Origin of the sequence: Chryseobacterium sp. CFS2 (genome assembly GCF_036543225.1) — a bacterium.
Taxonomy (GTDB): domain Bacteria; phylum Bacteroidota; class Bacteroidia; order Flavobacteriales; family Weeksellaceae; genus Chryseobacterium; species Chryseobacterium culicis_A.
In genome coordinates, this window is the sequence record NZ_JAZHQU010000002.1 from 654764 (window position 1) to 678768 (window position 24005).

22 protein-coding genes and 5 tRNA genes are annotated in these 24005 nt (G+C 36.1%); 17 read left to right on the forward strand and 10 right to left on the reverse strand.

The genetic code is table 11. The features are described from left to right. The first annotated feature begins 31 nt into the window (after positions 1-31). The 3 genes from ODR02_RS06425 (at position 32) to ODR02_RS06435 (ending at position 3510) form a co-directional block, all read left to right on the forward strand. The gene (locus tag ODR02_RS06425; RefSeq protein WP_309511881.1) at positions 32-613 is read left to right on the forward strand and encodes a Crp/Fnr family transcriptional regulator; all 582 of its coding nucleotides are present in this window, start codon (positions 32-34) and stop codon (positions 611-613) included. A gap of 335 nt (positions 614-948) precedes the next feature. Continuing rightward, complete coding sequence (locus ODR02_RS06430) at positions 949-1920, forward strand: quinone oxidoreductase family protein (protein WP_209786562.1); 972 nt, start codon at positions 949-951, stop codon at positions 1918-1920. 207 nt (positions 1921-2127) lie between these two features. Further along, positions 2128-3510 carry a tetratricopeptide repeat protein gene (locus tag ODR02_RS06435; RefSeq protein ID WP_209786563.1) on the forward strand — a complete coding sequence of 461 codons (1383 nt, stop codon included), beginning with the start codon at positions 2128-2130 and terminating at the stop codon, positions 3508-3510. A gap of 42 nt (positions 3511-3552) precedes the next feature. Here the strand turns inward: ODR02_RS06435 and ODR02_RS06440 are convergent, their stop codons facing one another. From ODR02_RS06440 to ODR02_RS06455, 4 genes are read right to left on the reverse strand one after another with little or no spacing between them, the layout of a single operon-like run. Beyond that, positions 3553-4410 carry a hypothetical protein gene (locus ODR02_RS06440; RefSeq protein WP_309511882.1) on the reverse strand — a complete coding sequence of 286 codons (858 nt, stop codon included), beginning with the start codon at positions 4408-4410 and terminating at the stop codon, positions 3553-3555. A gap of 47 nt (positions 4411-4457) precedes the next feature. Next, positions 4458-5336, reverse strand: coding sequence for a DMT family transporter (locus ODR02_RS06445; protein WP_209786565.1), 879 nt, complete (start codon positions 5334-5336; stop codon positions 4458-4460). Then, positions 5323-5976, reverse strand: a complete 654-nt coding sequence (gene aat, locus ODR02_RS06450) for a leucyl/phenylalanyl-tRNA--protein transferase (RefSeq protein ID WP_309511883.1) — start codon at positions 5974-5976, stop codon at positions 5323-5325. The genes ODR02_RS06445 and aat overlap by 14 nt, the downstream gene beginning before the upstream one ends. Before the next feature lie 58 nt (positions 5977-6034). Beyond that, positions 6035-6412, reverse strand: coding sequence for a DUF3127 domain-containing protein (locus ODR02_RS06455; protein WP_105682873.1), 378 nt, complete (start codon positions 6410-6412; stop codon positions 6035-6037). 179 nt (positions 6413-6591) lie between these two features. Between ODR02_RS06455 and ODR02_RS06460 the strand changes: the two genes are divergently transcribed. The 11 genes from ODR02_RS06460 (at position 6592) to ODR02_RS06510 (ending at position 12169) form a co-directional block, all read left to right on the forward strand. Further along, a tRNA-Leu gene (locus ODR02_RS06460) sits at positions 6592-6673 on the forward strand. Between the two features lie 4 nt (positions 6674-6677). Further along, positions 6678-6753: transfer RNA gene (locus ODR02_RS06465), tRNA-Gly, on the forward strand. Between the two features lie 6 nt (positions 6754-6759). Then, positions 6760-6843: transfer RNA gene (locus tag ODR02_RS06470), tRNA-Leu, on the forward strand. 122 nt (positions 6844-6965) lie between these two features. After that, positions 6966-7047 (forward strand) — tRNA-Leu (locus ODR02_RS06475). Positions 7048-7125: 78 nt separating this feature from the next. Further along, positions 7126-7209: transfer RNA gene (locus ODR02_RS06480), tRNA-Leu, on the forward strand. A gap of 400 nt (positions 7210-7609) precedes the next feature. Continuing rightward, positions 7610-10105, forward strand: coding sequence for a hypothetical protein (locus tag ODR02_RS06485; RefSeq protein ID WP_309511884.1), 2496 nt, complete (start codon positions 7610-7612; stop codon positions 10103-10105). Positions 10106-10127: 22 nt separating this feature from the next. After that, positions 10128-10463, forward strand: coding sequence for a hypothetical protein (locus ODR02_RS06490; protein ID WP_309511885.1), 336 nt, complete (start codon positions 10128-10130; stop codon positions 10461-10463). A 1-nt stretch (position 10464) separates the two neighbouring features. Beyond that, positions 10465-10887, forward strand: coding sequence for a hypothetical protein (locus ODR02_RS06495; protein ID WP_309511886.1), 423 nt, complete (start codon positions 10465-10467; stop codon positions 10885-10887). A gap of 83 nt (positions 10888-10970) precedes the next feature. Beyond that, complete coding sequence (locus tag ODR02_RS06500; RefSeq protein ID WP_309511887.1) at positions 10971-11318, forward strand: YrhB domain-containing protein; 348 nt, start codon at positions 10971-10973, stop codon at positions 11316-11318. Positions 11319-11400: 82 nt separating this feature from the next. After that, positions 11401-11751: a YrhB domain-containing protein gene (locus ODR02_RS06505; RefSeq protein ID WP_309511888.1), complete on the forward strand. Its 351-nt coding sequence runs from the start codon at positions 11401-11403 to the stop codon at positions 11749-11751. Positions 11752-11830: 79 nt separating this feature from the next. Further along, positions 11831-12169 carry a hypothetical protein gene (locus tag ODR02_RS06510; RefSeq protein WP_309511889.1) on the forward strand — a complete coding sequence of 113 codons (339 nt, stop codon included), beginning with the start codon at positions 11831-11833 and terminating at the stop codon, positions 12167-12169. Positions 12170-12221: 52 nt separating this feature from the next. On the opposite strand, the gene ODR02_RS06515 is transcribed toward ODR02_RS06510, so the two are convergent. Then, complete coding sequence (locus tag ODR02_RS06515; RefSeq protein WP_309511890.1) at positions 12222-12842, reverse strand: helix-turn-helix domain-containing protein; 621 nt, start codon at positions 12840-12842, stop codon at positions 12222-12224. Between the two features lie 166 nt (positions 12843-13008). On the opposite strand from ODR02_RS06515, the gene ODR02_RS06520 reads away from it, so the two are divergent. The 3 genes from ODR02_RS06520 to ODR02_RS06530 are packed head-to-tail and all read left to right on the forward strand — an operon-like array spanning position 13009 to position 15333. Continuing rightward, positions 13009-13377 carry a hypothetical protein gene (locus tag ODR02_RS06520; protein WP_209786568.1) on the forward strand — a complete coding sequence of 123 codons (369 nt, stop codon included), beginning with the start codon at positions 13009-13011 and terminating at the stop codon, positions 13375-13377. A gap of 40 nt (positions 13378-13417) precedes the next feature. Then, entirely contained in the window at positions 13418-14833 is a 1416-nt protein-coding gene (locus ODR02_RS06525; RefSeq protein ID WP_309511891.1) for an aminotransferase-like domain-containing protein, read from the forward strand. A 14-nt stretch (positions 14834-14847) separates the two neighbouring features. After that, on the forward strand, positions 14848-15333 hold the full coding sequence (locus ODR02_RS06530; protein ID WP_309511892.1) for a GNAT family N-acetyltransferase: 486 nt from the start codon (positions 14848-14850) through the stop codon (positions 15331-15333). Positions 15334-15410: 77 nt separating this feature from the next. Here the strand turns inward: ODR02_RS06530 and ODR02_RS06535 are convergent, their stop codons facing one another. The 5 genes from ODR02_RS06535 to ODR02_RS06555 form a co-directional block, all read right to left on the reverse strand. Next, positions 15411-17264 (reverse strand): LamG-like jellyroll fold domain-containing protein, encoded by a 1854-nt coding sequence (locus tag ODR02_RS06535; RefSeq protein ID WP_309511893.1) that lies wholly within the window; start codon positions 17262-17264, stop codon positions 15411-15413. Between the two features lie 411 nt (positions 17265-17675). Next, a complete protein-coding gene (locus tag ODR02_RS06540; RefSeq protein WP_309511894.1) occupies positions 17676-18344 on the reverse strand; it encodes an HAD-IA family hydrolase in 669 nt (222 codons plus the stop codon). A gap of 7 nt (positions 18345-18351) precedes the next feature. After that, positions 18352-19506 carry a TIGR03364 family FAD-dependent oxidoreductase gene (locus ODR02_RS06545; protein ID WP_309511895.1) on the reverse strand — a complete coding sequence of 385 codons (1155 nt, stop codon included), beginning with the start codon at positions 19504-19506 and terminating at the stop codon, positions 18352-18354. Between the two features lie 11 nt (positions 19507-19517). Continuing rightward, a complete protein-coding gene (locus ODR02_RS06550; protein WP_309511896.1) occupies positions 19518-20816 on the reverse strand; it encodes a DUF5690 family protein in 1299 nt (432 codons plus the stop codon). 9 nt (positions 20817-20825) lie between these two features. Beyond that, positions 20826-23651, reverse strand: coding sequence for a TonB-dependent receptor (locus ODR02_RS06555; protein ID WP_309511897.1), 2826 nt, complete (start codon positions 23649-23651; stop codon positions 20826-20828). Positions 23652-24005 lie beyond the last annotated feature (354 nt).

Below are 24005 nucleotides of genomic sequence, written 5' to 3' on the forward strand. Positions count from 1 at the left end.
GGACAATGAGTCCGTTCTTTTTTTATCAGGAATGTTTGAACATATCAAAAACAGATTTCCCTTTCCTAAAGAAAAGTGGAGAAAATTTCTGGGCAGCTTTGAACGAATGGAAGTCCCGGCTAAAACTTTGCTTTTAAAAGAAGGAGAGGTTTCCTACAATGCCTATTACATTGAAAAAGGTATGGTAAGAGCCTGGTATAATAATGACGGAAAAGACGTAACATTTCAGTTTTTCCTTGAAAATACAATGTTTTCATCCCTTGAAAGTTTTAAAAAAGGCTTGCCAAGTATGGTTTCATTTGAGACGATAGAACCCTGTATTTTATATAAAATCAACAAGCCCGATGTAGAAGCTTTTCTGGAAGAAGTATATGAAAATCGTGAGCTCAGAAATCTCTTTATGGATGCCCTTTTTGAAAGAGTATTCGATTATATGAAGCATTTCTTTTCATTCATTAAAGATACACCCCAGCAGCGGTACATCAATCTTGCTAAAACCAAACCGGAGATTATTAAAAGAGTTCCCCAGCATTATATTGCTTCTTATCTGGGGATTACGACGGTACATCTTAGCAGAATCAAAAGCAAAATATTGAAAGAGAGACTGGGATAGGCTGGAAGATGGAAGTCAGAAGTTTAAAAAGAAACTGTATAAATTCTGACTCATCTTAAACGTGATGTCCGCAAAGAATAATATGTATTGTTGAAAATGTCCACAAAGGCGTTTCACTCAGCGATTATAACCGTTCTTTGCTAAACGGAGTGCCTTTGCGCCCAAATAATGCATAATATTGTGTCACCTAGCACTCTCTGCGTTTCAAATATATTTCGGGTTTTATAAACGTCCGGCTTCCCTCCTTCCTTTCCCAAACAAATTCCCAAATTCATAACAAATGTTATCGCCCAACAGCATTCATCCTCAATAATTTTGCTTAAAAATTAAAAAGAATGAAAGCAGCAGTAGTATTTGAAAAAGGAAGCATTCCTCAATACTCAGATTTTCCGGCACCTGAAATTATGAATGAAAATGAAATTCTGGTTTCAGTAAAAGCCGCGTCTATTAAAAATCTTGACAGAGCCAGAGCTGGAGGAAATCATTATTCCACAGAAAATCAGGAACATCAACCCACTATTATCGGGACAGATGGAGTAGGATATCTGGAAAATGGAAATAAAGTTTATTTCTTCAGTAAAAAAGGAACGGTAGCTGAAAAAGCTGTAGCAGATAAAAAAATGATCATTCCAATTCCTGAACAACTGGATTTTTCTGTAGCCGCCGCACTGCCAAATGCCATTATGGGATCTGCAATGGCCTTAAAGTTTAAAGCCGGAATACAAAAAGGAAATACCGTTCTGATTAACGGAGCAACCGGAATTACAGGCAGAATTGCTGTTCAGATCGCCCAATTATATAATGCCGGTAAAATCATTGTTACAGGAAGAAATGAAGAATCTCTGCAGTCTTTACGTGAGCTGGGAGCTGATGAAGTTGTTTCACTCAAATTAGCAGATCATGATTTTAAACAAAAAATAAAAGAAATTCATGAAGAAACTCCTATTGATATTGTTTTGGATTATATCTGGGGACATTCTATAGAAATGATATTGTCCGCTTTTAAAGGAGACGGAACCTTTTCCCATAAAACAAAACTGGTAACCATAGGAGGAATGAGCGGAGATACCATCCAGCTGTCTTCACAGATCCTCAGAGGAACAGATATTCAGATCTCAGGATCCGGATTGGGAAGTTGGACAAAAGAAGAATCAGCCCTTCTTTTTTCAGAAATTATTCCTGAAATGTTTCAGGCAGCTGTAGACGGAAAGATTAAAATGGAAACACAGGACGTTGATATTAAAAATATCGAAACTATATGGAATGCTGAGATACAAAGTGGAAAACGTCTTGTAATAAGAATTTAACCCCAATTTCCGTTTTTTTATCCACAATCCTTTTATTGGTTTTCTTTTTTTACTATTTTTATAATAGAAATTTATGAAATGGAAAATTCAAAAAAAAGTTGCAACTTTGCATAAATATTTGAATATCAGTTTCAGATGTATTATTAACTAATCGTTTGCCGAGGTTTGTAAGCAAATTCAGACATCAGGCCGACAAAGAGGACACTATTGGAAGAGTATTTTGGAAATGAACTTGTAAAAAAGTTCGAGGAAATGATGGAAAACAATGACGAATTCTACTTCGATACAGAAGAGTTAGAAGACATTATTGTTTATTATTTGGAGCTTGGTGATTTTAATTACGCTGACATGGCTGTTAATTATGGACTAAAGCTTCACCCTAATTCGTTGGATATTAAGATCAAAAGACTTGAGATCCTTCTGGAGTGGGAAGAGTATAATACGGCGAAAGAACTTATCGATGAATTGAAAGGTGCCTCTATGGAAAGCACTGACTTTTTGGTTTGTTATGCCAAGTATTATTCGAACCTAGGAAATCCCAGAAAATCCATTGAAATCTGTAAAAAAGCTTTGACATTAGAGGAAGAAGAAAACTTTCTCCACAACTTTATTGCGGATGAATATGTGAATCTCGGAGATCCTTTTAACGCTCTTAAACATTATAGAAAAGCACTGAAAGAAGATCCGTTGGATGAATATTCACTGGAAAACTGTATGGTGTGTTTCAGTGATTTGAATAAGAGCGAGGAGGCTATTGCCTTTCTTAATGAATATTTAGATGAATTCTCTTATTCAGAAACCGCATGGTTTGAATACGGACAATTCTATTTCAACAGAAAAAATTATGATGAAGCGATAAGAGGCTACGATTATTTGTTGGCAATCAACTCAAACTCTGTAGGAGTATATGCCAATAAAGCAGCCTGTTATGAAGCTTTGGGACAATACCAAAAAGCAATTGAGACCTATGAAGAAATGCTGGAACTGGAATACACAAAAGCATTTACTTTTTATAAAATCGGATTGTGTAATAAAGCATTAAAACAGCCCATTATAGCGTTAAATGCATTTCAGAAATCATTAAGAGAAGACCCTCAGTTTTATCTTGCAATGATGGAACAGTCTTATCTTTACGAAGAAATGGGCGGGATGTCTGAAGCATTGTATTATGCCAAAGAAGCTACCCAGCTGAATGAAAACAATCTTGATTATCAAAAAAGACTGGCTTTCCTGTTCATTGATTCAGGGAAGTTTGAAGAAAGTCTTACCTGTCTTAAAAAGCTTGTGGATGCAGAACCATCAAGATTCTACAACTGGTATGCCTATTCAGAAGTTTTGATGTTGGTAGGAGAGTATGAAGATGCGGTAACCGTTCTAAATAAAGCGTTAAAAAATCACCACAGAGCAGAACTGTTTTATCAGTTAAGCAATTGTTTTTTTAACCTGAAAGACCAGGATAAGGGAATGGAAGCTCTTCAGAAAGCATTAGATTTGGATCCTTCTTTAGTTAAGGATATGCAGAAAAAATATCCTTTCATTAAAGATGAGGTGAAAAAAGCTAAAGCAAGTAGAGTGAGAAAAAAGAATTAAATTAATTTAAAAACAATAAAACCTGCATTTTTGCAGGTTTTTTTATTGGAAGTTATATTCATAGAAAAATTTATCCGGAGCATTGCTGGTTGCATTTCCATTCATATCAAGAGACTGCCTGCTTTCTTCAGACGGATAGCCTGCAGCATTGAAAGTGGTTGTATACTTATGAGCGGTAGTTCCGGTTGTTGTTCCTCCTCCGGTATTGGTGAATTGCCCTTTATAGGTGCTTAAACTGTTCTTTATATTCGAAAACAGCATGCTTACGCCATCGCTCTCATTTCCGTTAAATATGATTTTGTCGAAACCCTTTACATTTTTAAAAGGATAGTTTTTATCCGTATAAGTGTAGGTCTCATTCTCTGTGTAATTAACCGTATTGCCATTTACGGTTCCGGTTCCTGAACCTATATTACTTACCATATTTCCATTGCTGTAAGTAAGTATACTGTTGATCTTGGATGAACCGGCAGCTCCCGAAGTTGTCTGTTTTTTTACGCTGATTTCTGTATTACTTGTGTAGGTATAAGCAAATGCGACTGTATTCTGTACTGTACCTGTAGTAGAATATTCCTTAGTAACAGCAGACGCCATACGTCCGTTATTATAGCCGTATTCAACCGTACTTTCAAGAATATTATTTTCGTAATGTTTAATATCGGTGACATAGTCGTCCGTATAGGTGAATTCAATTCTTTGCCCATGATTAATATTGTTAATCATACTGATGATTTTAGTTCCGTTGTAATTGATTTTCATTACAATGCCATCCATCGTCATTCTCGTAGGAAGAATTACGCTTTGAGCAGATGGATCGCTGTTGTCAAAAGGAGTGTCATCAGAATTATAGCATGAAATGGTAGATAAGGCCAATAAGCCCAAAAGTAGATTTTTTTTCATAGTTATAAATTAAATCAGCCAAATATAATTTAATTTATAATGTAATTTTATTTTTTTTGATTTGTTCTCAAAAAGATCAGTCCTCCAATGATAATTCCTGCTCCTATAAATTGTAAATACGTTAGTTTTTCGCCATCTAAAATTCCCCAGATAATAGCAACAATAGGCATTACTAAAGTAACTGTGGAGGCAAAAAGAGGAGAAGAAACTTTCAGCAAACGATAATTCATGGTCATTGCCAGACCCGTTCCGAAGATCGATAAGAGGCTGACAAACATAAGCCCCAGCAGATTATCCTTCGAAAAGCTAAATTCCGAAAAGAATCCAGTGGAGGTTAGGGCTATAATGGAGGGGAATAATAACACAAATGAGAACACAAAAGCCGATAAAACAGTAGACGAAACTTCCATAAGCTTCGATTTTACCGTTGTTGTACTCAGTGCATAACATAAAGTGGCCAATAATAACAACAGGATGGGAATCATTTTCAAATCTCCGCTGTCACCACCTCCAAATGCAAGAATACAGACTCCGGTGAAGCTTATTAACGTTCCTATAATCTGCTTTTTTGTCGTTTCGAATTTCCATACCAGTGCACCTACAATAATGACGAAAATAGGCATCATTGAATTGATAATCCCCGCAATACTACTGCTTACTTCTGTTTCTGCAATCGGAAACAAAAACATAGGAATAAAATTCCCTGTAAAAGCTGCTAAAATTAGCCATTTCAGATGTTTTTTAGGAAAGAGCTTATAATTGGAAATAGCAACAGGAAGCAAAATAATCCCTGCAATAAGAACCCTTAAAGATCCTACCTGATACGGATTAAAATGTTCCAGCGATTTTTTAATTAAAATAAAGGATGATCCCCAGATAATACTCAGGATAACCAGAAGAACCCATTTTTCTTTATCTGCGTTCATTATTTTCGTGTAAGATTTTTAGAAATTCTTTTTTAGGAATCATTTTTGCTCCTAAACTTTCAAGATGTTCTGTATGGGATTGACAGTCAATTAATTCTATCTTGTCTTTATTGTTTTCTACGAAGTGGATAAATCCAGCTTTGGATGCATTGCTTACTTTTGCAAACATGCTTTCACCACAAAAGACGTTTCCAATCTGTAATCCGTAAAAGCCGCCTACAAGTTCTCCTTCCTGCCAGACTTCAATACTTTTGGCCAGACCATATTCGTGAAGCTTGATAAAAGAATTCATCAGTTCTTCGGAAAGCCATGTTCCTGACTGTCCTTTGCGGGTCGCCTGCTGACAGTTTCTGATCACTTCCCTGAAACTCTGATTCTCTGAGAAAGTAAAAACATTTCTGTTCAGGATCTTTCTCATTGATTTTGAAACCTTTAACTCTTCCGGAACCAGAACAAATCTCGGATCAGGGCACCACCAGAGGATTTCTTCTCCGGGATTGTACCAGGGAAAAATACCCAGTTGATAAGCAAACCAAATGCGTTCTACAGATAGGTCGCCTCCAAAAGCAACCACTCCTTCATGACCCTCATACAGCTCAGGGTCAGGAAATGAAATCTCGTTTTCGTCTAATCGGACCATTTTTAGAAAAAAAATCCCACTTCAAAAAGCAGGATTTATATTTGATCTTATTCTTTAATTAAAAAGGTAAATCATCATCATCGTCTCCGGCAAAAGGATTCTCGTTAGAAACGGGAGATGCTGATTGTTGAGGCATTGCCTGAGTAGGTTCTGAAGCGTTTTCAAAAACTTTCTCTACTCTCCAGCCTGTAATAGAGTTGAAGTATTTAGTTTCACCTTGAGGAGAAACCCATTCTCTCCCTCTGATGTTGATTCCTACTTTTACGTTTTCTCCTTCTTTAAGGTTATCTAATAAACTGATTTTATCAGATAAAAATTCTATGTTTATCGGCTGTGGATACTGTTCCTGGGTCAAAATAACCATTTCTCTTTTTTGAAACCCGCTCGCAAATGTTTGAGCATCAAAAAGTTTCTTTACCGTTCCTTGTAATTCCATATTGTAAATATTAACGATGTAAAAATAAGAAAATGAAATGTAATAAAAGGTGACGTGAAAAAAAAATATGGAAAATTTAATTTTTTTTCCTGAAAAGTTTGGTAGTAAAGGAAATTGTCCTATATTTGCACTCACAAAAACGAAGCAAGCTCTTTAAAACTTACAGTATAAAAAAACCAGCGGATGTGGTGTAATTGGTAGCCACGCCAGACTTAGGATCTGGTGCCGTGAGGCGTGGGGGTTCGAGTCCCTTCATCCGCACTATGCGAAAATAGCTCAGCTGGTAGAGCACAACCTTGCCAAGGTTGGGGTCGCGGGTTCGAATCCCGTTTTTCGCTCCACACCATGCCCTGGTGGTGGAACTGGTAGACACGCAGGACTTAAAATCCTGTGTCCGCAAGGACGTACGGGTTCAAGTCCCGTCTGGGGTACAAGACCCTCTGTAATATCTTACGGAGGGTTTTTTGTTTTAATTAGAGAGTGTTCTTTAAATAAAATATTTTATATTTGTAAGAAATAAGGTTGAATCTGAAATTCAGATCAGTAAAAATCAGCGGATGTGGTGTAATTGGTAGCCACGCCAGACTTAGGATCTGGTGCCGTGAGGCGTGGGGGTTCGAGTCCCTTCATCCGCACTATGCGAAAAGGCTCTTCACAGAGTCACAGAAAAGGTTGGAACCCTTGGTTCGGATCTTTTTTTTTGCCCACACCATGCCCTGGTGGTGGAACTGGTAGACACGCAGGACTTAAAATCCTGTGTCCGCAAGGACGTACGGGTTCAAGTCCCGTCTGGGGTACAATTCCCTCTGTAATTTGATTACGGAGGGATTTTTGTTTCTGTTAATCACGTAAAATACTAGGAAATCCATAGATATTCCGTTCCATTATTATAAGATAGATATCTTTAAATCATAGTCAAATTAGTTTGTTTCCATTAATATAGTCATCGTTTCAAAATGAAATCCTATTCAATTTAAATTTTAATACGTCAAGTTCTGTCGCTTTCCGCATTGATATTTGTAATAATAAAACACAAATATGAAATTTAATAGCAATGTTTAAGGCGGATATCTGTATCGTATATTTCCTTAAGAATGAGACTTAAATTTTAAGGAACTCTTGACAAAAATTTAAATCCGTACCTGAACCTTGTTTAGATTTTCATGCTGAATTTTTATCAACCTAAAATTTTAAGCAATGAATTATGACAATTATTTTAAAGATTTTGACGACTTAGATGAAACGAGCAAAAGAACCCTGCAGTCTTTATCAAATCATTTGCTGTCCACTGAATCTATTTTTAGCAAAACATTAAAACAACCCACAGATTTACAAAAAGAAACCTCTTTACCAGCTTCGTCTCCAGCTTCAGACATTACAGACTGGCAGACGGATGAATATATCAATCTGGAACTTTTGGTTTCAAAAATTAAATATGCCAACAGTGGTATGAAAGATTATATTCTGGAATATAATCCGATTGACTATCATGCTAATACCCCAAACAAAAGTCTTTCTCTTCCGGGCAGAAATTTCATCAGACTGAAAGCTTATCTGAACTCAAAAGTAGAAAATGTCCCAGTAAAATGGAACCAGACCCAAATAACCCAGGAAATAGACGTTGGCAACGAGAAAATCTATTACAGGATCAATTTTTTCTATGGTCAAAGCGCCGAAAAAGCAATTATTTTGGAAACCTGTTCTTATCAGGAATTCAGAGATTTAAATATCGTATTAGGCTATGGTGATATTGATAACTATGATGATGATTATAAATACTTTCTGAAAAACTTCGCAGATGCGCTCAAAAAGTATGAAAATTCTGAATCCCTGAAATTCATCTACGGAAACATTCCTGAAACTATTTTGTCTGGGCTTTCTGTGCATATTGACAATCTGACGTTTTTTAATCATCTTGAAATTCTTTCAAATGGTGATGATTCGGATATTTTCAAAGATAGCAGTTCGGCAGTGATACAGATTTTCAAAGCCATTGGAGATCCGGTTCCTGTTCTTAAGTACTTCCGAGAAAATCCGGATAAGCTGAACAGGATCTATTACAATTTAGACGGGAGCACGGAGTATGATGGTAAGATGCAAACCAACCGGATGATTCTGGCCAATATCATGATGCTGTTTTCAATGTTTGCCAACAATGACAAGCGGAAAAAAGAAGCAAAATCTTTTACCATTGGGAAAGAGTATACAATAAACAGTGATATTCTGGAAATGGGCATTTTCCAGGGCAGTAATGATCAGTACAGGGATACTTTTTTCTTACAGCAACAAAAAGAGGTACAGCGAAATGTAAAAATTGTCCCGAAAGAAGGAGATCCCAATGCAACAGAGACCGTAAAGGAAGATCTGGATGAAGGGGCACAATTTCATCCTTTAGATATGGTGTATCTTACAGATATCAGCGGAGAAAAGGAAGAAGTATATCTGGTGCCGGCTATTTATCTGAAAGCACTGGCAGACGCAGAAGAATGGACTGTGGTACAGCAGAATATCCGTATTGTAGCTAATCTCCTTGCCATTGTAATTGGTGTTGCCTCGTTAGCAGCCGGAAACCCCTATTTTATTCTACTGGCAGCCGCCGATATCTCTTTGGCGGGAGCTGACCTTACCGTACAGGCGTTTAAGGAAGAAATTGCTAAATGTGAAGGAGGACCAGAATTTCTGGCAGCCTGGGAAGAGATTTATATGGTAGGAGGTGTTGCATTGGCGGGTTTAACTGTTGTAGGCGGTTTTTATACCGGAGCAGCCAAGCTGATCGCAAAAATGGCAGACGGTAGTGCAAAGAATTACCTTAAAACTCTAGTACTAAAAGCAGCTCTGGAAACCAATATTACCAACTTCCAAAGGAATACGATAAAAGTATTGGAACCCAAGGAAATTTTTCACGGCGCAGAATACAGAGCTCTTGGTAATACAATGGCAGAAAACGGAGTCGTTTTTTTATATGGACAAAGGGAAGGGAAATTTTTAAATGCTTATGCTCTTGTGTACAAAGGCGAAGTGATAGAAGAGTTTACCAAAGCAGAAATGCATATGTTCTACAAAAAATGGCGTAATTTACGGGGAGAAAAGTTAGTAGAAGAGCTGGAACATTTGGGCGGGCATGTGCCGCCAGGGAGTTCTATTGTAGAAACAACCGTTGAAGCAGAGGTAAAAGTATTTGAAGAAGGGTTAAAACAATTTTCAAATACCATAATTGAAAATCCTTTTGAAAAAATGAGAGAAGCAATGCCTTATTTTAATCATAAATCGGTAGGCGATGCTGTAAAACAAGTGAGTATGACCAATTGTGGTAATACTGCAGAAGTTATTGTGGAGTTTTTGAGAACAGGAAAGCTACGTTTGGCAGAACCTTCAAGAATGCAAGGAAAAGAATTAGTTGCTGTAAAATGTGGTGGTGGAAGTTTTCAACCTTCAACAATCCCAAGAATAAAAGAATTAATGACAGAAGGAGATGTTGTGGTGATTTATGGCGTTAAAGAAAAATATCGCATAAAAGGAACTTTTGAAGATTCCACAATAGGGCATTATTTTATAGGGATGAAAAAAGGTGGAGAATTGCATTTATTTGATGGTCAAACTGGTGAATATGTGATATATGTAAATAACGAAAAAGCCCGTAACTTTCTTCAAAGAAATTACTTAGAATTTCAATATACAAAAGTAAGAAAATAATAATTTTATAAAATTTGATAACATGTTAACAGATAAAGAAATGCTTATAATAGCAGAAAAATTCATAAGAAGAGTAGTAGATGAAAATATAGAACCAATGTTATATGACGACATTATTAAAAAATCATATGGAAATATTTATTTTTTTAATTCTAAAGAAGCCATTTTAACAGGAAATGATAATAAATCTTTAGTAGGTGCAGGTCCTTTTTTGGTAGAAAAAAAAAATGGAAAAGTGGTTACCTTTGGTACTTCGGGGATATTAGAAAGACAACTAAAAGCCTATGAAAATGGAACGATGACTACAGCTTTAGATACTTATTGGTATCCTGATGAAGATCGATTTGATTACAAATAAAATGAAAATAGAAACAGCAGTGCAATTACTGCTGTTTTTTTATTATTTTTCATACTTCAAAATCACAAAACTGAAAAAAATGATGTTAACAGATAAAGAAATACGAGTTATAGCAGAACATTATTTAGAGAAGCGAAGAGGAAAAAGTAGTATAGAACCAATGATATATGAAGATGAAATTATTAAAAAGCCATATGGTAATATCTACTTTTACGACTCTAAAGAATATATATTAACAGGCAATTTAAATAAATCACTGGCTGGTAATGCTCCATTTTTAGTGGAGAAAAAAACAGGAAGGGTAGTTCAATTTAGCACAGCAGGTATATTAGAAAATGATATTAAAGCCTATGAAAATGGGACATTATCTACATCTTTGCATACTTATTGGTATCCAGACGAAGATCGGTTTGATTACAAATAAAATGAAAATAAAAACAGCAGTAATTTCACTGCTGTTTTTTATTATTTTCAACAACTTAAAAACAACAACACAAAATTGAAAAAATGATGTTAACAGACAAAGAAACTTTAGTAATAGCAGAACGTTATTTACAAAGATTAAGCAAACGAGGTAAGGATATTGAGGTTATGATATACTTAGATGAAATTATTAAAAAGCCTTATGGCAATATTTATTTTTATAATTCAAAAGAATATATATTAACCGGAAATTTTAATAAATCATTAGTAGGGAATGCTCCATTTTTAGTAGAAAAAAAAACAGGGAGAGTGGTTGGTTTCGGTACTTCAGGAAGGTTAGAAGATTATATAACATCTTATGAAAATGGAACATTACCAACGGCTTTAGACACATACTGGTATCCCGACGAAGATCGATTTGATTACAAATAAAATGAAAATAAAAACAGCAGTAATTTCACTGCTGTTTTTATTATTTTCAACAACTTAAAAACAACAACACAAAATTGAAAAAATGATGTTAAAAGATAAAGAAATGCTGCAAATAGCAGAACGCTACTTAAAAAGATTAGGAGAACTGGGGGGAGAAAGTATTGAAGTAATGATACGTTTAGATGATATAATTAAAAAGACTTATGGTAATATTTATCGTTATAATTCTAAAGAATATCTTTTAACAGGAGATTTTAATAAATCTTTAATAGGTAATGCTCCATTTTTAGTGGAAAAAAAAGACGGCAGGGTAGTTACTTTTGGTACGGCAGCAAGATTAGAAGATTATATAAGATCCTATGAAAATGGTACTATGACTCCAAGTTTAGACCTTTACTGGTATCCGGACGAAGATAGATTTGATTACAAATAAAATGAAAATAAAAACAGCAGTGCAATTACTGCTGTTTTTTATTATTTTTAATACTTCAAAATCACAAAACTGAAAAAATATGTTAACAGATAAGGAAATGTTAGAAGTAGCAGACTATTTTATAAATAGAATGGTAAAAAAAGGTATTGAGACAATGATATATACTGATGCTATTATTAAAAAACCGTATGGTAATATTTACCGCTACAATACCAAAGAATTCATTTTAACAGGCGATTTTAATAAATCTTTGGCGGGTGGTGGACCTTTTTTAGTAGAAAAAGAAACAGGAAGAGTGGTTAGTTTGGGCACCATGTCCAGCTTAGAAGATCGTATAAAAGCTTATGAAAATGGAACGATGAATACAGCTTTAGATATTTATTGGTATCCAGATGAAGATCGGTTTGATTACAAATAATAAAAAAATGAAGTGTCATTTAGTGCATTTATTTCTTGCGAACTTAATTAAACTATCCCTTACTTTCCAGCCTCTCCAATCTCTCAAAGATGCCTCTAAATATATTTTGTTCAGCCATTGAAATGTATCCAACAATCTTATAATATTCCTGAGTATTTCTGTTTAGTGTTTGATTATCAATTGTATACTGAAGGTTTCCATTGGTGTGAACTAATAAATTGTTGAAGGGCTCTGTATGTATATCAGCCTTATTTAAAAATAAAACATCGCCGTATTGATAGTGGGCAAGCAGGTGTTTTTCAGGAGTGAATTCATATACGAGATCAACGGATGCTAATATTTTTTGCAGTATTGAGGAGTTGGGATTATTTTTCTCTGTTTTTGTCTGTTCTTCTTTGTTATTCAGGATCTCTAATTCCGGAAAAAGCATAAGCTGATCCGTGTCAGAAACACTTACTAATTGCCCTGCCTGTAAAGATTCAGTCAGTAATTGATCAAGAGTAAGGTTAAAATGATGGGCAACTTTTAATATTGTTTCAATCTTAGGTTCGGCACGGCCTTCTTCATAAGAGCTTATCACACCTCTGTTCAGATCAAGAAGGTCTGCAAATGCTTTTTGGCTTATTCCTTTTACCTGTCTTATTTTCTTAATATTCGTTCCAAAGAAGCTCATTTTGTCTAATACTTTTTGCAAAGATAAAACAGAGAATACAATTTTAGCTAAATATATTTGCATATTGGATCCGGAACGTAAAAATCTGTACCCGTAATATTGTTTAGTTCTGTATCTGTATCCAAAATTAAATACTCCATAATTTTGTTTAGCTAAAGAAGAAAATATGGAAACAACCATTCAACAGCAGAAGCCGTTTCAATATGCTGAAGCGTATATCTCAGATATGGGGATGCTTAAAACTATTTTTCTGGAGATCCAGAATGTGAAAAAAGCAGATCAGAATTTCGGACTTCCTTTTCTTTTGGCTAAAAACGGAAATATAGTAGTTGCTTTTGCCAGCCTTATCATTAATGAAAAAAATGAAATCTCTTTCAAAGTTTATGATAAAAACAAAATGCCAGAAGTAGAGAAAAGAAACTTTTTTTCCCGTGCTGAAAGATATTTAAAAAATAATAATACGCCGAATTTCAAAGATCCGGAACAGTTAAAAAGCAGTATCAGCAGTGTGATTAGCTGGCTGAACCCTGAATAAAGCAGGATAAAATTGTACATTTACTTAAAACCCTGATTCAATGCCTAAAGATGTTCTGTACCTTAAAATAGCCAATTCTGTCACAGAGCAGATTAAAAGTGAAACCCTGCAGTTTGGAGACAGGCTGCCTTCACTGAGGAGTGCCCAAAAATTATACAACGTGAGCCTGAATACAATAAAGCAAGCGTATATGGAGCTGGAAAGCCGTTCTCTTGTAGAATCGCGTCCGAAATACGGATATTATGTAAGCCAGACTTCCCAAAGAAAACTGGCATTGCCTTCTGTAGCACAGATGAAAGTTTCTGAAGGAAAAAATACACCCCAGGATCTTATTGATAAAGTATTTGGGAGTATCGGAGGTACTGATGTGACACAGTTTGCTCTAGGGATTCCAGGGAAAAGTCTCCTTCCGGTTGCCAAAATGAAGAAATGTATGATTGATGTGATGAAAAGGAAGAGTGACAGCGGAACCAATTATGAACCTGTGCAGGGAAGCGAAATTCTGCGTAGAGAAATCGCCAAATGGTCTATGGTAATGGAGGGGAAAATTACAGAAGATGATCTGGTCATTACTTCCGGAGCGATGAATGCCGTTTATAACTGCTTAATGGCAGTGACCAAGCCAGGAGATTCTGTGGCGGTGGAAAGTCCTGTATATTTCGGAATTCTTCAGGCCATTCAGTTATTGGGGCTTAAAGCTGTAGAAATTCCTACGCATCCCATTACAGGAGTGGATCTTGATGATTTAAAAAAGGTACTTCCGAAGCTTTCTGCATGTTGTTTTGTAGTGAATTATAACAATCCGTTAGGGTTTCAAATGCCTGATGAGAACAAAAAAGAACTGGTGAAAATGCTTACCGAGTACAATGTTCCTTTGGTGGAAGATGATGTGTACGGAAACATTTACTTCGGAGCGGGAAGACCAAAGCCGTGTAAGTTTTATGATGAAGCAGGAATTGTAATGTGGGTAGGTTCGGTTTCCAAAACGCTGGCTCCGGGTTTTAGGGTAGGATGGGTGGCTCCGGGAAAATTTAAGGAAAAAATTATCCGTCAGAAACTGGTTCAGACGGTGAGTGGACCTTCTTTGTTTTCAGATGTAATTGCGGATTTCCTTGCGCACGGACGGTATGATCATCATTTGAGAATGTTCAGAAAAAAACTATATGCGAACTACCTTCAGATCCAGAAGTCGGTGATTGAGTATTTTCCTGATAATACAAAGATTTCAGAACCCAAAGGAGGCTTTATGCTCTGGCTGGAACTTGATAAGAGAATTTGTACAGAAGATCTTTATGATATCGCTGTCAGCCAAAAAGTGAACTTTGCTCCGGGAAGAATGTTTTCACAATACAATCAGTATCAGAACTGTATGCGGCTGAACTATGCTCTGGAATGGACTGATAGGGTGGAAAGCGACCTGGAGAAGTTGGGAAAAATGATAAAAAACAGAATTTAATAAACCTTATAGCGATGAATGATATTAAGAATGAAGTAAAAATTACAGCGTATGAACCTCAGTATAAAGAAGCTTTCAAAGCTTTGAATGAAGAGTGGATCAAGACTTTTTTTGTAATGGAATCGGGAGATTATAAACTTCTGGATCATCCGGAAGAAGAGATTTTAAATAAAGGCGGACACATTGCCTTTGCTTTGCTGAATGGAGAAGTGGTAGGAACCTGTGCATTAGTAAAAACGGAGAACAATCTTCTTACTTTTGAACTGTCAAAGATGGCCGTAAGTCCTAAAGCTCAGGGGAAAAAATTAGGATATCTGTTGGGAAATGCCTTGGTGGAAAAAGCGAAAGAATTGAACGCAGAAAAAGTCTTTTTAGTTACCAATTCTATTTTGGTTCCTGCTATTAAACTTTATGAAAAACTGGGCTTTATCCATACACCTATCGGTCATGCTGAGTACGACCGTGCAGATGTGAGAATGGAATTGATTTTCAATAAATAAGCAAAAAAAAATATTAGAACTCGGATAGGAATATCCTTGTTCTAATATCAAAATTTAAATCTAATTGCTTTACTGTTTTATTTCTTGATGAAAGTCTTGGTCAATGATTTTTTACTTCCGTTAATTTTAATATAATATACACCTGCCGGAAGATTTCCAATATTGATTTTTTCATCGTAATATCCTCTTGAAGACTGTAAATGTGATGCTGAAACAATTGCTCCCTTACTGTCGATGATTTCTGCTTTAATATCCTTATCTTCAGATTGATACTGAACTCCGATGAATGTTGAAACAGGATTGGGATAAATTTTAAAATCATCAGCAATTACCTTGGGATCTTTTGCTGCTAATATTTCTTTAGAACATGCCGGAATTCTGTTGACTCCATCAATTCCCCATGAAGCCTGTACCGGAATACAAAGCCAGTTCAGTACGGTAGGAAAGTGATCTGTTTCTCTTGTTGTAGCTGTATAATCATACACTTTAAAATTGTTGACGGTATTGGCATTATAAGTCGGAGAACCTGTAACAGTCATGTTATTGGTGTTTGGACTTGAATCTGCCAATGTATTTCCGGAAGTTCCATTGCATTTCCAATTGGCCACTAACTGAGCATAATAAGGATGTGAAGGTGTAATATCCTGATTAGCCCAATTCACGATAACATCATTGGGAAGAGCAGATTTCCAGATTCTTACATCTTTATAAGAAGCCGCCAGATTGATTCCGTAAGCATTGGTTCCATCCTGATTTAAGGTTAAAGGAAGCCCGGAATCAATATTTCCGATGGAATTCATTTTCGCAAAAGTTACCGGAACACCGTCTTCATACAATGTGACAAGACCATCTCTGTCAAAGCTGGCAGCAATATGTTTCCATTTATTCGTTTCCACTTTTCCTCCAACAAGATCAATTCTGTTGGTTCCATCGCCAATATTCATTTTAAAAGTCTGTCCGGAATACCCTGAAAAAACAAATCCTTTATTTTTTCCGTTAGCCCAGTTTTTATTACTGATCATTACCGGATCACTGGAGTAGGCAGCATTAGGTTTTACCCAAAACTCAATCGTAAAATCCTGATTTGCTCCAAAATTGAAAGGAGTCTGGTTAGATGGTTTTGCATAGGTTCCTGCAGGGAAATTCAACTGATTGAATGTCTTATTGGATTCAAGGATTGTTTTGCTGATTTGCTGAGGAATAAATCCCGGATTGGAATATACCGTAAAAATGTTTCTTTCAGAAAGATTTCCTCCACCATGAGAGCTTTCTATTGCTCCGTGGTCTGTAGTGAGTACTACCAGCCAGTCTTCATTGCTGTAAGAAGGTCTGTTCTTCATAGCAGTGACAATTTCTCCGATATAAGTATCTGTTGTTTTAATTGAAGATACATACTGAGGAATGCTAGATGAAAATCCATAAGAATGTCCTGCATGATCTACATCATCGAAATCTACAAAGAGAATATCAGGGTTGTCATTCTGCAAAGCGGTTATAGCTGCATTTTTCACGGCAAGATCTGTTGCCAGATTGGTTTTTACATCCGCATTCTGTACAATCTTATCGTTAATAGGTGACCAATGTGCCAGAGAAACTGTTCTCAGGCTGGGATTGTAAGTTTCTGCTCTGGTTAAAAAATCAGGATAATTGATGTAGTTTGGACTGGTAAAATTATTGTCCTGAACATTATGCTTGGTATGCCACACGCCGGTAAGCATAGTGCTCCATCCGTTTCCGCTCCAGGTAGTGGCAGCGCAAAGCCCATCAATAGAATAAATCGACTGACTGATAAGATTTTGAATGTTTGGAGTGGGAGTAGACATCATGACATCTGCACGACATCCGTCAATACCGATAAAAAGAACTTTTTTGGTCTGAGCTCCAAGGAAACAGCTCATTACAACAGCCATTGGGAATAGTTTTGTTTTCATAAGGAAAAAAAGTTTTTAAAATAGAAAAGTTTACAAATAGTAATTTATTTTTGACTATTGTAAAATTAGTTTACTATTTGTAAACATGTGTGAACTGTAAATTAATTAATTGATAATTAAAAAGTTCCAGAAAAAAGAATGAAATGGTTAACCACAAAAGTCAGAAAAGTGATTAGCACTGCTTATTTTAAGTTACAAGCTTTATGAATAAAAAATTCACAAAAGATTCCGAAAATTTCCGGTTTTGATCAATATTCAATCGAATGTACGATATTCCCCTCCTCCGGAGGGGTGGCGAAAATTCAAAGAATTTTTGACGGGGTGGTTCAAAAAACACAAACATTTTCAATGGATTAGCATGAAAACATTTGTGTCAAGAAGTAGTAAAAAAAAGTTTTTGAAAAGAAGTTGTTAAAGAATACCTTCTGCTTCAGAAATGGTGTTCAGAATATAATCGGGCGCTGCTTTTTCAAGCTCTGCTTTGCCTTGTGCTCCGGAGAGAACGGCTACTGTAAGTCCGCAACCTGCATTTTTGCCCTCTTCGATATCAATAACAGAGTCACCTGCCTTTAAAACCTTATTGGCTTCCGTGATATTGAATTTCTTCATCGCAAGATGGATCATTTCCGGGCTTGGGCGGCTTTCTGAAACATCATCTGCCGTAATTAAGGCATCAAAATGAATATTTTCTTTCCAGTTGAGTTTATTCAGAAGCTGATGAGCAATTTCAGAAGTATATCCTGTATTCAACACGATCTTTTTGTTTTGAGACTTCATACGGAGCAGGAAGTTTTCCGTTCCGTTAATGGGTTTTACTTCAAGGTTTTGGTAAGACTCTTTAAGCTGATCAGAGAAATTCTCAAAAATAGCAGGAGCATCTTCCTCATTGCCATTGATTTCCCTTAAAAGACTTGTGATGGCTTCCAGTTTTTCCATTCCGGCACAGCTGGATAATACTTTTTCAAGGCTTACCACATAGCCATAATCATTTACAGCGCTGGTAAGTGTTTTATAGACTACATTATCCTCGTCAATTGTTGTTCCGGCCATATCCAGAACTAATAATTCTATATTTTTCATTTCAATTTTATGCGTAAATTTTTTCAATAGTAAACTTGGAGAAGCCACCACTTCCCGTCATTCCTTTCCCTCCGATACCTGTTATGATATGAATATTGGTAGATGGGCTATGTTCAAAAATATCTTTGGTTTTGCACTGGGAATAGATTCCGAACCATCTTCTCTGGATTTCATACGTAGGAAGATCAATAATTTTCTTTGCCTCATGGATCATAAATTCATCGATCTCCATATTAAGATCATAGCCAAGGTCATCAGCATTTTTAGCATCAGCATATTCATGAGAATCTCCTATGATGACAGAACCGTCCAGCGCCTGCTTGAATAAAATATGAACCCCGTATTTCTTTTCAAACGAGTTGGGGTCTTCTAAAGCCTTGATTTTCTGAAAAGAAGGGCACTCACCGAATGATTCATATCTTCTGACCGAAAGGCCAGTAAGAATATTTCCCTGAAGTGAATAAATTCCCTGGGGTTTGGTTTGAAGCATCTGAAGCTTACTGACTTCCAGATCGCTGTTATTGAATACATTAGGGTACAACGTTTTGAACTCATGACCACCACAGATAATGATTTTAGAAGCATTGAATTCTGTTCCCTCTGCGGTTACAGCCGTACATTTCTGATCATCTTCTCTGGTTTCTAAAACGGTTGTATTATAGAAAATCTGCAATCCCATTTTTTCCTGCAGCAGTTTGTGAAGCTTTACAATCATATCAGCAGAGTCTACAGACAGTTCCTGAGGGAAAAATAATCCTCCTTTACAATAATCAGAACGAAGGCCGTCAAACTTTTTGATACAGTCGCCTTTTGATAATAAAACAGATTCATAATCATTGTTTCTGTTGATTTCATAAAGTTCTTCAATCAACTGAAGCTCTTCATCATTGGAAGCGATGTAAACAGATCCGTTTTGTCTGATGGTAAGATCTGCCTGGGTATGAAGTTCGTTATATATTGCAAGACTTTCTCTTCCGAAATTCTGCCATTTAAGATCCATTCCGGAAGGCACTACCTGTCCGAAATTCCTTACTGTAGCTCCCTGAGGAATTGAATTTCTTTCCAGTAAAGCTACCTTAAGATTTTTTTTTAACGCATGATAAGCGTGGAATGTTCCTAAAATTCCACCTCCTACAACGAGTAAATCAAATTTTGTTGTCATTTTACGAGTATTTATAAAATTTTCGACGTATCGAAATTGATGAATTGATTAGAATTAGATTTGGGTTTTGACTTATTTCTGAAAGCCATAAAAGCAATCACTGAAAGGATGAAAACCGCAACGGTGATGATATAATTTAAGTTGATATAAAAATGTAACCATGAAGTTTGAGCCGAACCGAAGTTTTTATACAAAAGAATCAAGACACTTCCAAGGTACCCGAATGAATCTACAATATAAATCAGAAAACCTACATTTCCTTTGATTTCAAAAGCGGCAATCATCCGGTCAAAATAAATTCCGTTGAAAGGAATATAACAGATATACATTCCGAAACCTGAAATCGTCATCCATAAAAAGGGAGATAAAGAACCCTGCTGAAACAGATAAGTAGAAAGTCCTACAGTAATAATCCCGGCAAAAAGAATATAGTGATAATAAGCAAATGCCTTTTTATTGTTCTTTACTTTTACCATAAAGCTTAAGATCAAAAGTACCATTATGGCAATAGGAATTTCTGTTAAGGTGAAAATAGAACTGTCAAAACTAAAATTCAGTCCGTCCCAGATTTCACGGTTGAAATTATCTCTGAAATCCCTTAAAACGGTTAAACAGATGTACAAAAATATAATACATACAATGGGAACAAAGAATTGCTGGATGAGCGCTTTTCTTTCCTTACCATTCAACGGTTCTCTTTTGTTTTTAAGCAAAATATCTTCTTCTGTAGGTTGCGGAATCTTTTCAAGAAGCAATCCGAAAAGAATCAGAGGAATAACGAAAATAAGTCCGGCAGAAAATGGCATCCAGAATTCTGAAATGGAGAAAGTATCCATCAGAAATTTCCCTACAGATTTGGTAAATCCTGAAGAAACCACAAAGCTTGAGCATAAAAACAGACCGATAATTTCCGTGGTCTTCCGTCCCTCAATGTAAGAGAAAACAATTCCCCAGATCATTCCTAACGGAATCCCGTTGATGAACATAAATATAATATTGTATGGAGCAGGAACGGCAGCAAACCCCAGCAAAGCAAGCTCTGCAATAACAATAAAAACAAACAGATAGGTGAGTCTTTTCTGAGGTTTCAGTTCAGAGATAAATTTAATCCCGATAAATTTTGAGATAAAATACCCTACTGCCTGAGCAATGATAATCAGGATCTTATAATCAACTCCCCAATAGGAAAGTCCTTCGAAAGAAGCTACAGTAAAAGGTTTTCGAAAACCGTACATGCAGAAGTAAACACCAAAAGCAGCAAAAGCGGCTTTCAGTGTTACGAGTGTTTTTTTATTGATGGTTCTGGCCATGGTATTGGTTTAGAAGTTCAGTTTTACTCCAAGGTTGAATCGTACTCCATAATATTCTACCTGCTCTGGGCGGTCTTCATTTTTACCAAAGTGATAGATCAGAGGTTTATTCAGAATATTGTTCACATCCGCATATAAAGTCAGGTATTTGGTAAATTGATAAGAACCTCCGAAATCAAGATTGCTGTATTTGCCATAATAAGAATCATTGATGTCTTCTTCAGCATATTCTACCGCATACTTTCCTTTGTAGTTGTAAGCCAGTCTGGCATTGAATCCTTTTTTCTCAAAGAAAAGCTGTGCATTGTACAATTCCTTTGCCTGGTAAGGAAGTGCTACTTTTCTTCCGCTTGGCTTTTCCATTTCAGAAGTCATGAAGGTGGCGTTCAATTGTACTCCAAAGTATTGTAAGAATCCTGGAAGGAAGTCAAAGCGTTTGTTGATTCCCAGTTCAATTCCTCCTAACCATGCTGCTTTTCCGTTGTTGGGAGCTGTAAACTGTACGCCATTCATTCCGTTGTAGCTTCCGATAAAAGAATCCTGAAAAATAGGATCTGTAATTGATTTATAGAAAACGCCACCACTCAGAATCCCTACGTTGGAGAAATAATATTCTCCCATTAAATCAAAATTCAGAGAATAGGTAGGATTAAGATTTGGGTTTCCGCCTTTGAACTCGTTGTCTGCCTCAATATACGTTCCTCCTGGGGTCAAATCTCCAAAATTGGGTCTTGAGAACGTTCTTGTAGCAGCAAAACGAAGATTGGTTTTATCATTCAGCGTATATTTCAAATGAACCATTGGAAGAACAGCCAGATAGTTTTTGGTATTTTCTACCGGAGTAAGTACATTATCATTCACACTGTACCCTCTTACCTTAGTATTGGTATTGGATAATCTGATTCCTCCTAAAATGGTGATCTTGTCATTCAGCTTATACGTTGCCATTCCGTAAGCATCTGCATGTTTTTCAAACACATCAAAGTTTCTTCCTAATGCTTTGTTATACTCCAGGGCTTCGGAATCAGCAGTATTGATCTTTAGATTTCCCTGATTCTGATACCAAAACTGATTCATTCCTGTTGTAGAAAGTACGGGGCCAAAAGTATTGCCGATATGAGCATTCATTTCACTTAAATATTTCGGTCCATTGGGCTGTGTTGTGATATATTGTGAATACTCAGACAGTAGAGGGGCAGTACCAGTGTTCCAGTTGTAGAAAATATCAGAGAACTTTGCATTACGCTCCTTATCCCGGTATTTAAAACCATATTTTAAAATCAACTTATCAGAAGCATTGATCTCATGATTGAATGTGGCTACAATCTTATCTTTTTCCTCCACAAAAACTTTATAGAATTCAAGATCTGTAAATCTCATCTGGGAAGCATCCATTTTAAAGTTGGGATCGCTGTAGAAACCGAACAAAGCGTCAGGGTTTTTATAATCTAATTTACCACCATCAGCTTTCCAGTAAGCTCTGGGGCCATTTCCATGATTGGAAATATAATCTGGATTGATGCCTACACCGGATTGTGTGTATTTGATGACATAGTAAGAATTGTTTTGCTTATCAGGAATATTTCCATACTTGAATTTATTGTCGTAGTAAGATAAATCCCAGTCGATTTTTCCCTTATTTAATTGATGAACGGCTCCCAACGAAACAGAAGTAAGCTCTGTGATCAGTAAGTTGTGGATATTCTGAAGCTCAACTCTTGCTGTATTGTTGGTGCTGCTGAATTTATCAAATCGTATTCTATGTTTGTAGTGGGTTTCATCATCTGATAATGTACCATACATTCCTTTTAAATAGAAGGTTGTTTTTGGTGACAGCACATATTCAAAAGCGGTATTGATTCCCGTTGTCTTTCTAACTCCGTTATAATCACGAAGCTCCAGTCTGAAAACACCTTCGTCACCACTTCTTCTGGCTTCAAAATTATCTGTAGACCAGTTTCTGATGAAGTGAGCAAAATTGAATAAATACCCGAATTTCTTATCCTTTGTTCTTCCTCCATATAAAAATCCAAGGTTGTAAACGCCTTTGTCAGATTTTGCATTATAACCACTTCCTACAGTAGCTTTGAACTCTGTTTTCATTGGTGGTGTTTTGGTAATAAAGTTAACACCACCACCAATTCCGTCTGCTTCCATATCTGGGGTAAATGATTTATTTACATGTACATAGGAGATCAGTTCCGTAGGAAAGAAATCGAAAGCTGTTGCTCTGGAAGTTGTTTCCTCTTCAGCGGTGGGAAGCCTGTTTCCATTGATGGTGGTGGAAGCCCAGAATGGCGGAAGTCCTCTCAGAGAAACAAATCTTCCTTCTCCCTGGTCTCTTTCAATAGAAACTCCCTGTACACGCTGTACGGTCTCTGCAGCATTTCTGTCCGGTAGTTTTCCAATTCCGTCAGAGGCAATGACATTGGTGATATTGATTGCATTTTTCTGAAGGTTTAAAGCTCTTGCTTCTGTATTTTTCAACGTTCCTGTAACTACTACTTCATCAATATTTTTTCGGGGCTGGGAAAGTTTGATGATTCCTAGATCAACAGTTTGGTCTGATTTCAGATCAATAGTAATCTCCGAAGATTCATATCCTATATAGCTGATTTGTAATGTATATTGGCCTTCTTTGATATCATTGATGGTAAATTTTCCTTCAATATCTGTAGTTATATTCTTAGATAAGCCTTTTATTTTGACTGTTGCTCCGGGGAGAGCTTGGCTGTCGTCAAGAACAGTTCCTATAATTAACTGCTTTTGCGCTGAAACAAAGACCATAAAGCAGACAAAAAAAAGGGTAAGTAATTTCTCTAAATTTGTTTTCATTTTTACATATATTAAATTTTTTATGCAAATCACGCCAATAATTTTAATATATATAAATATTTTGTATTAAGTATTGATTAACAAATACGTCTGATTTGTTACGCTATTTTTACTTTAAAAAGTATAAAACCTATCCTTTGAAAATTTAATAAAATGGGTTTTGAAGTACCTGCTTCAACGTTTTTTGTAAATATTTCAAGGGAATAAAAAGAATAGAAACCTGCCGAAAATAGCCGTATTTTTGTTCATATTTCGTTCATTTAGAAAGAAAATGAAAAAACAAAAGTTGCATATTTGTAAACTTTTGTAAAGATTTGGAAATAAAAAATTGAGGAATGATTTATAAAATAGATA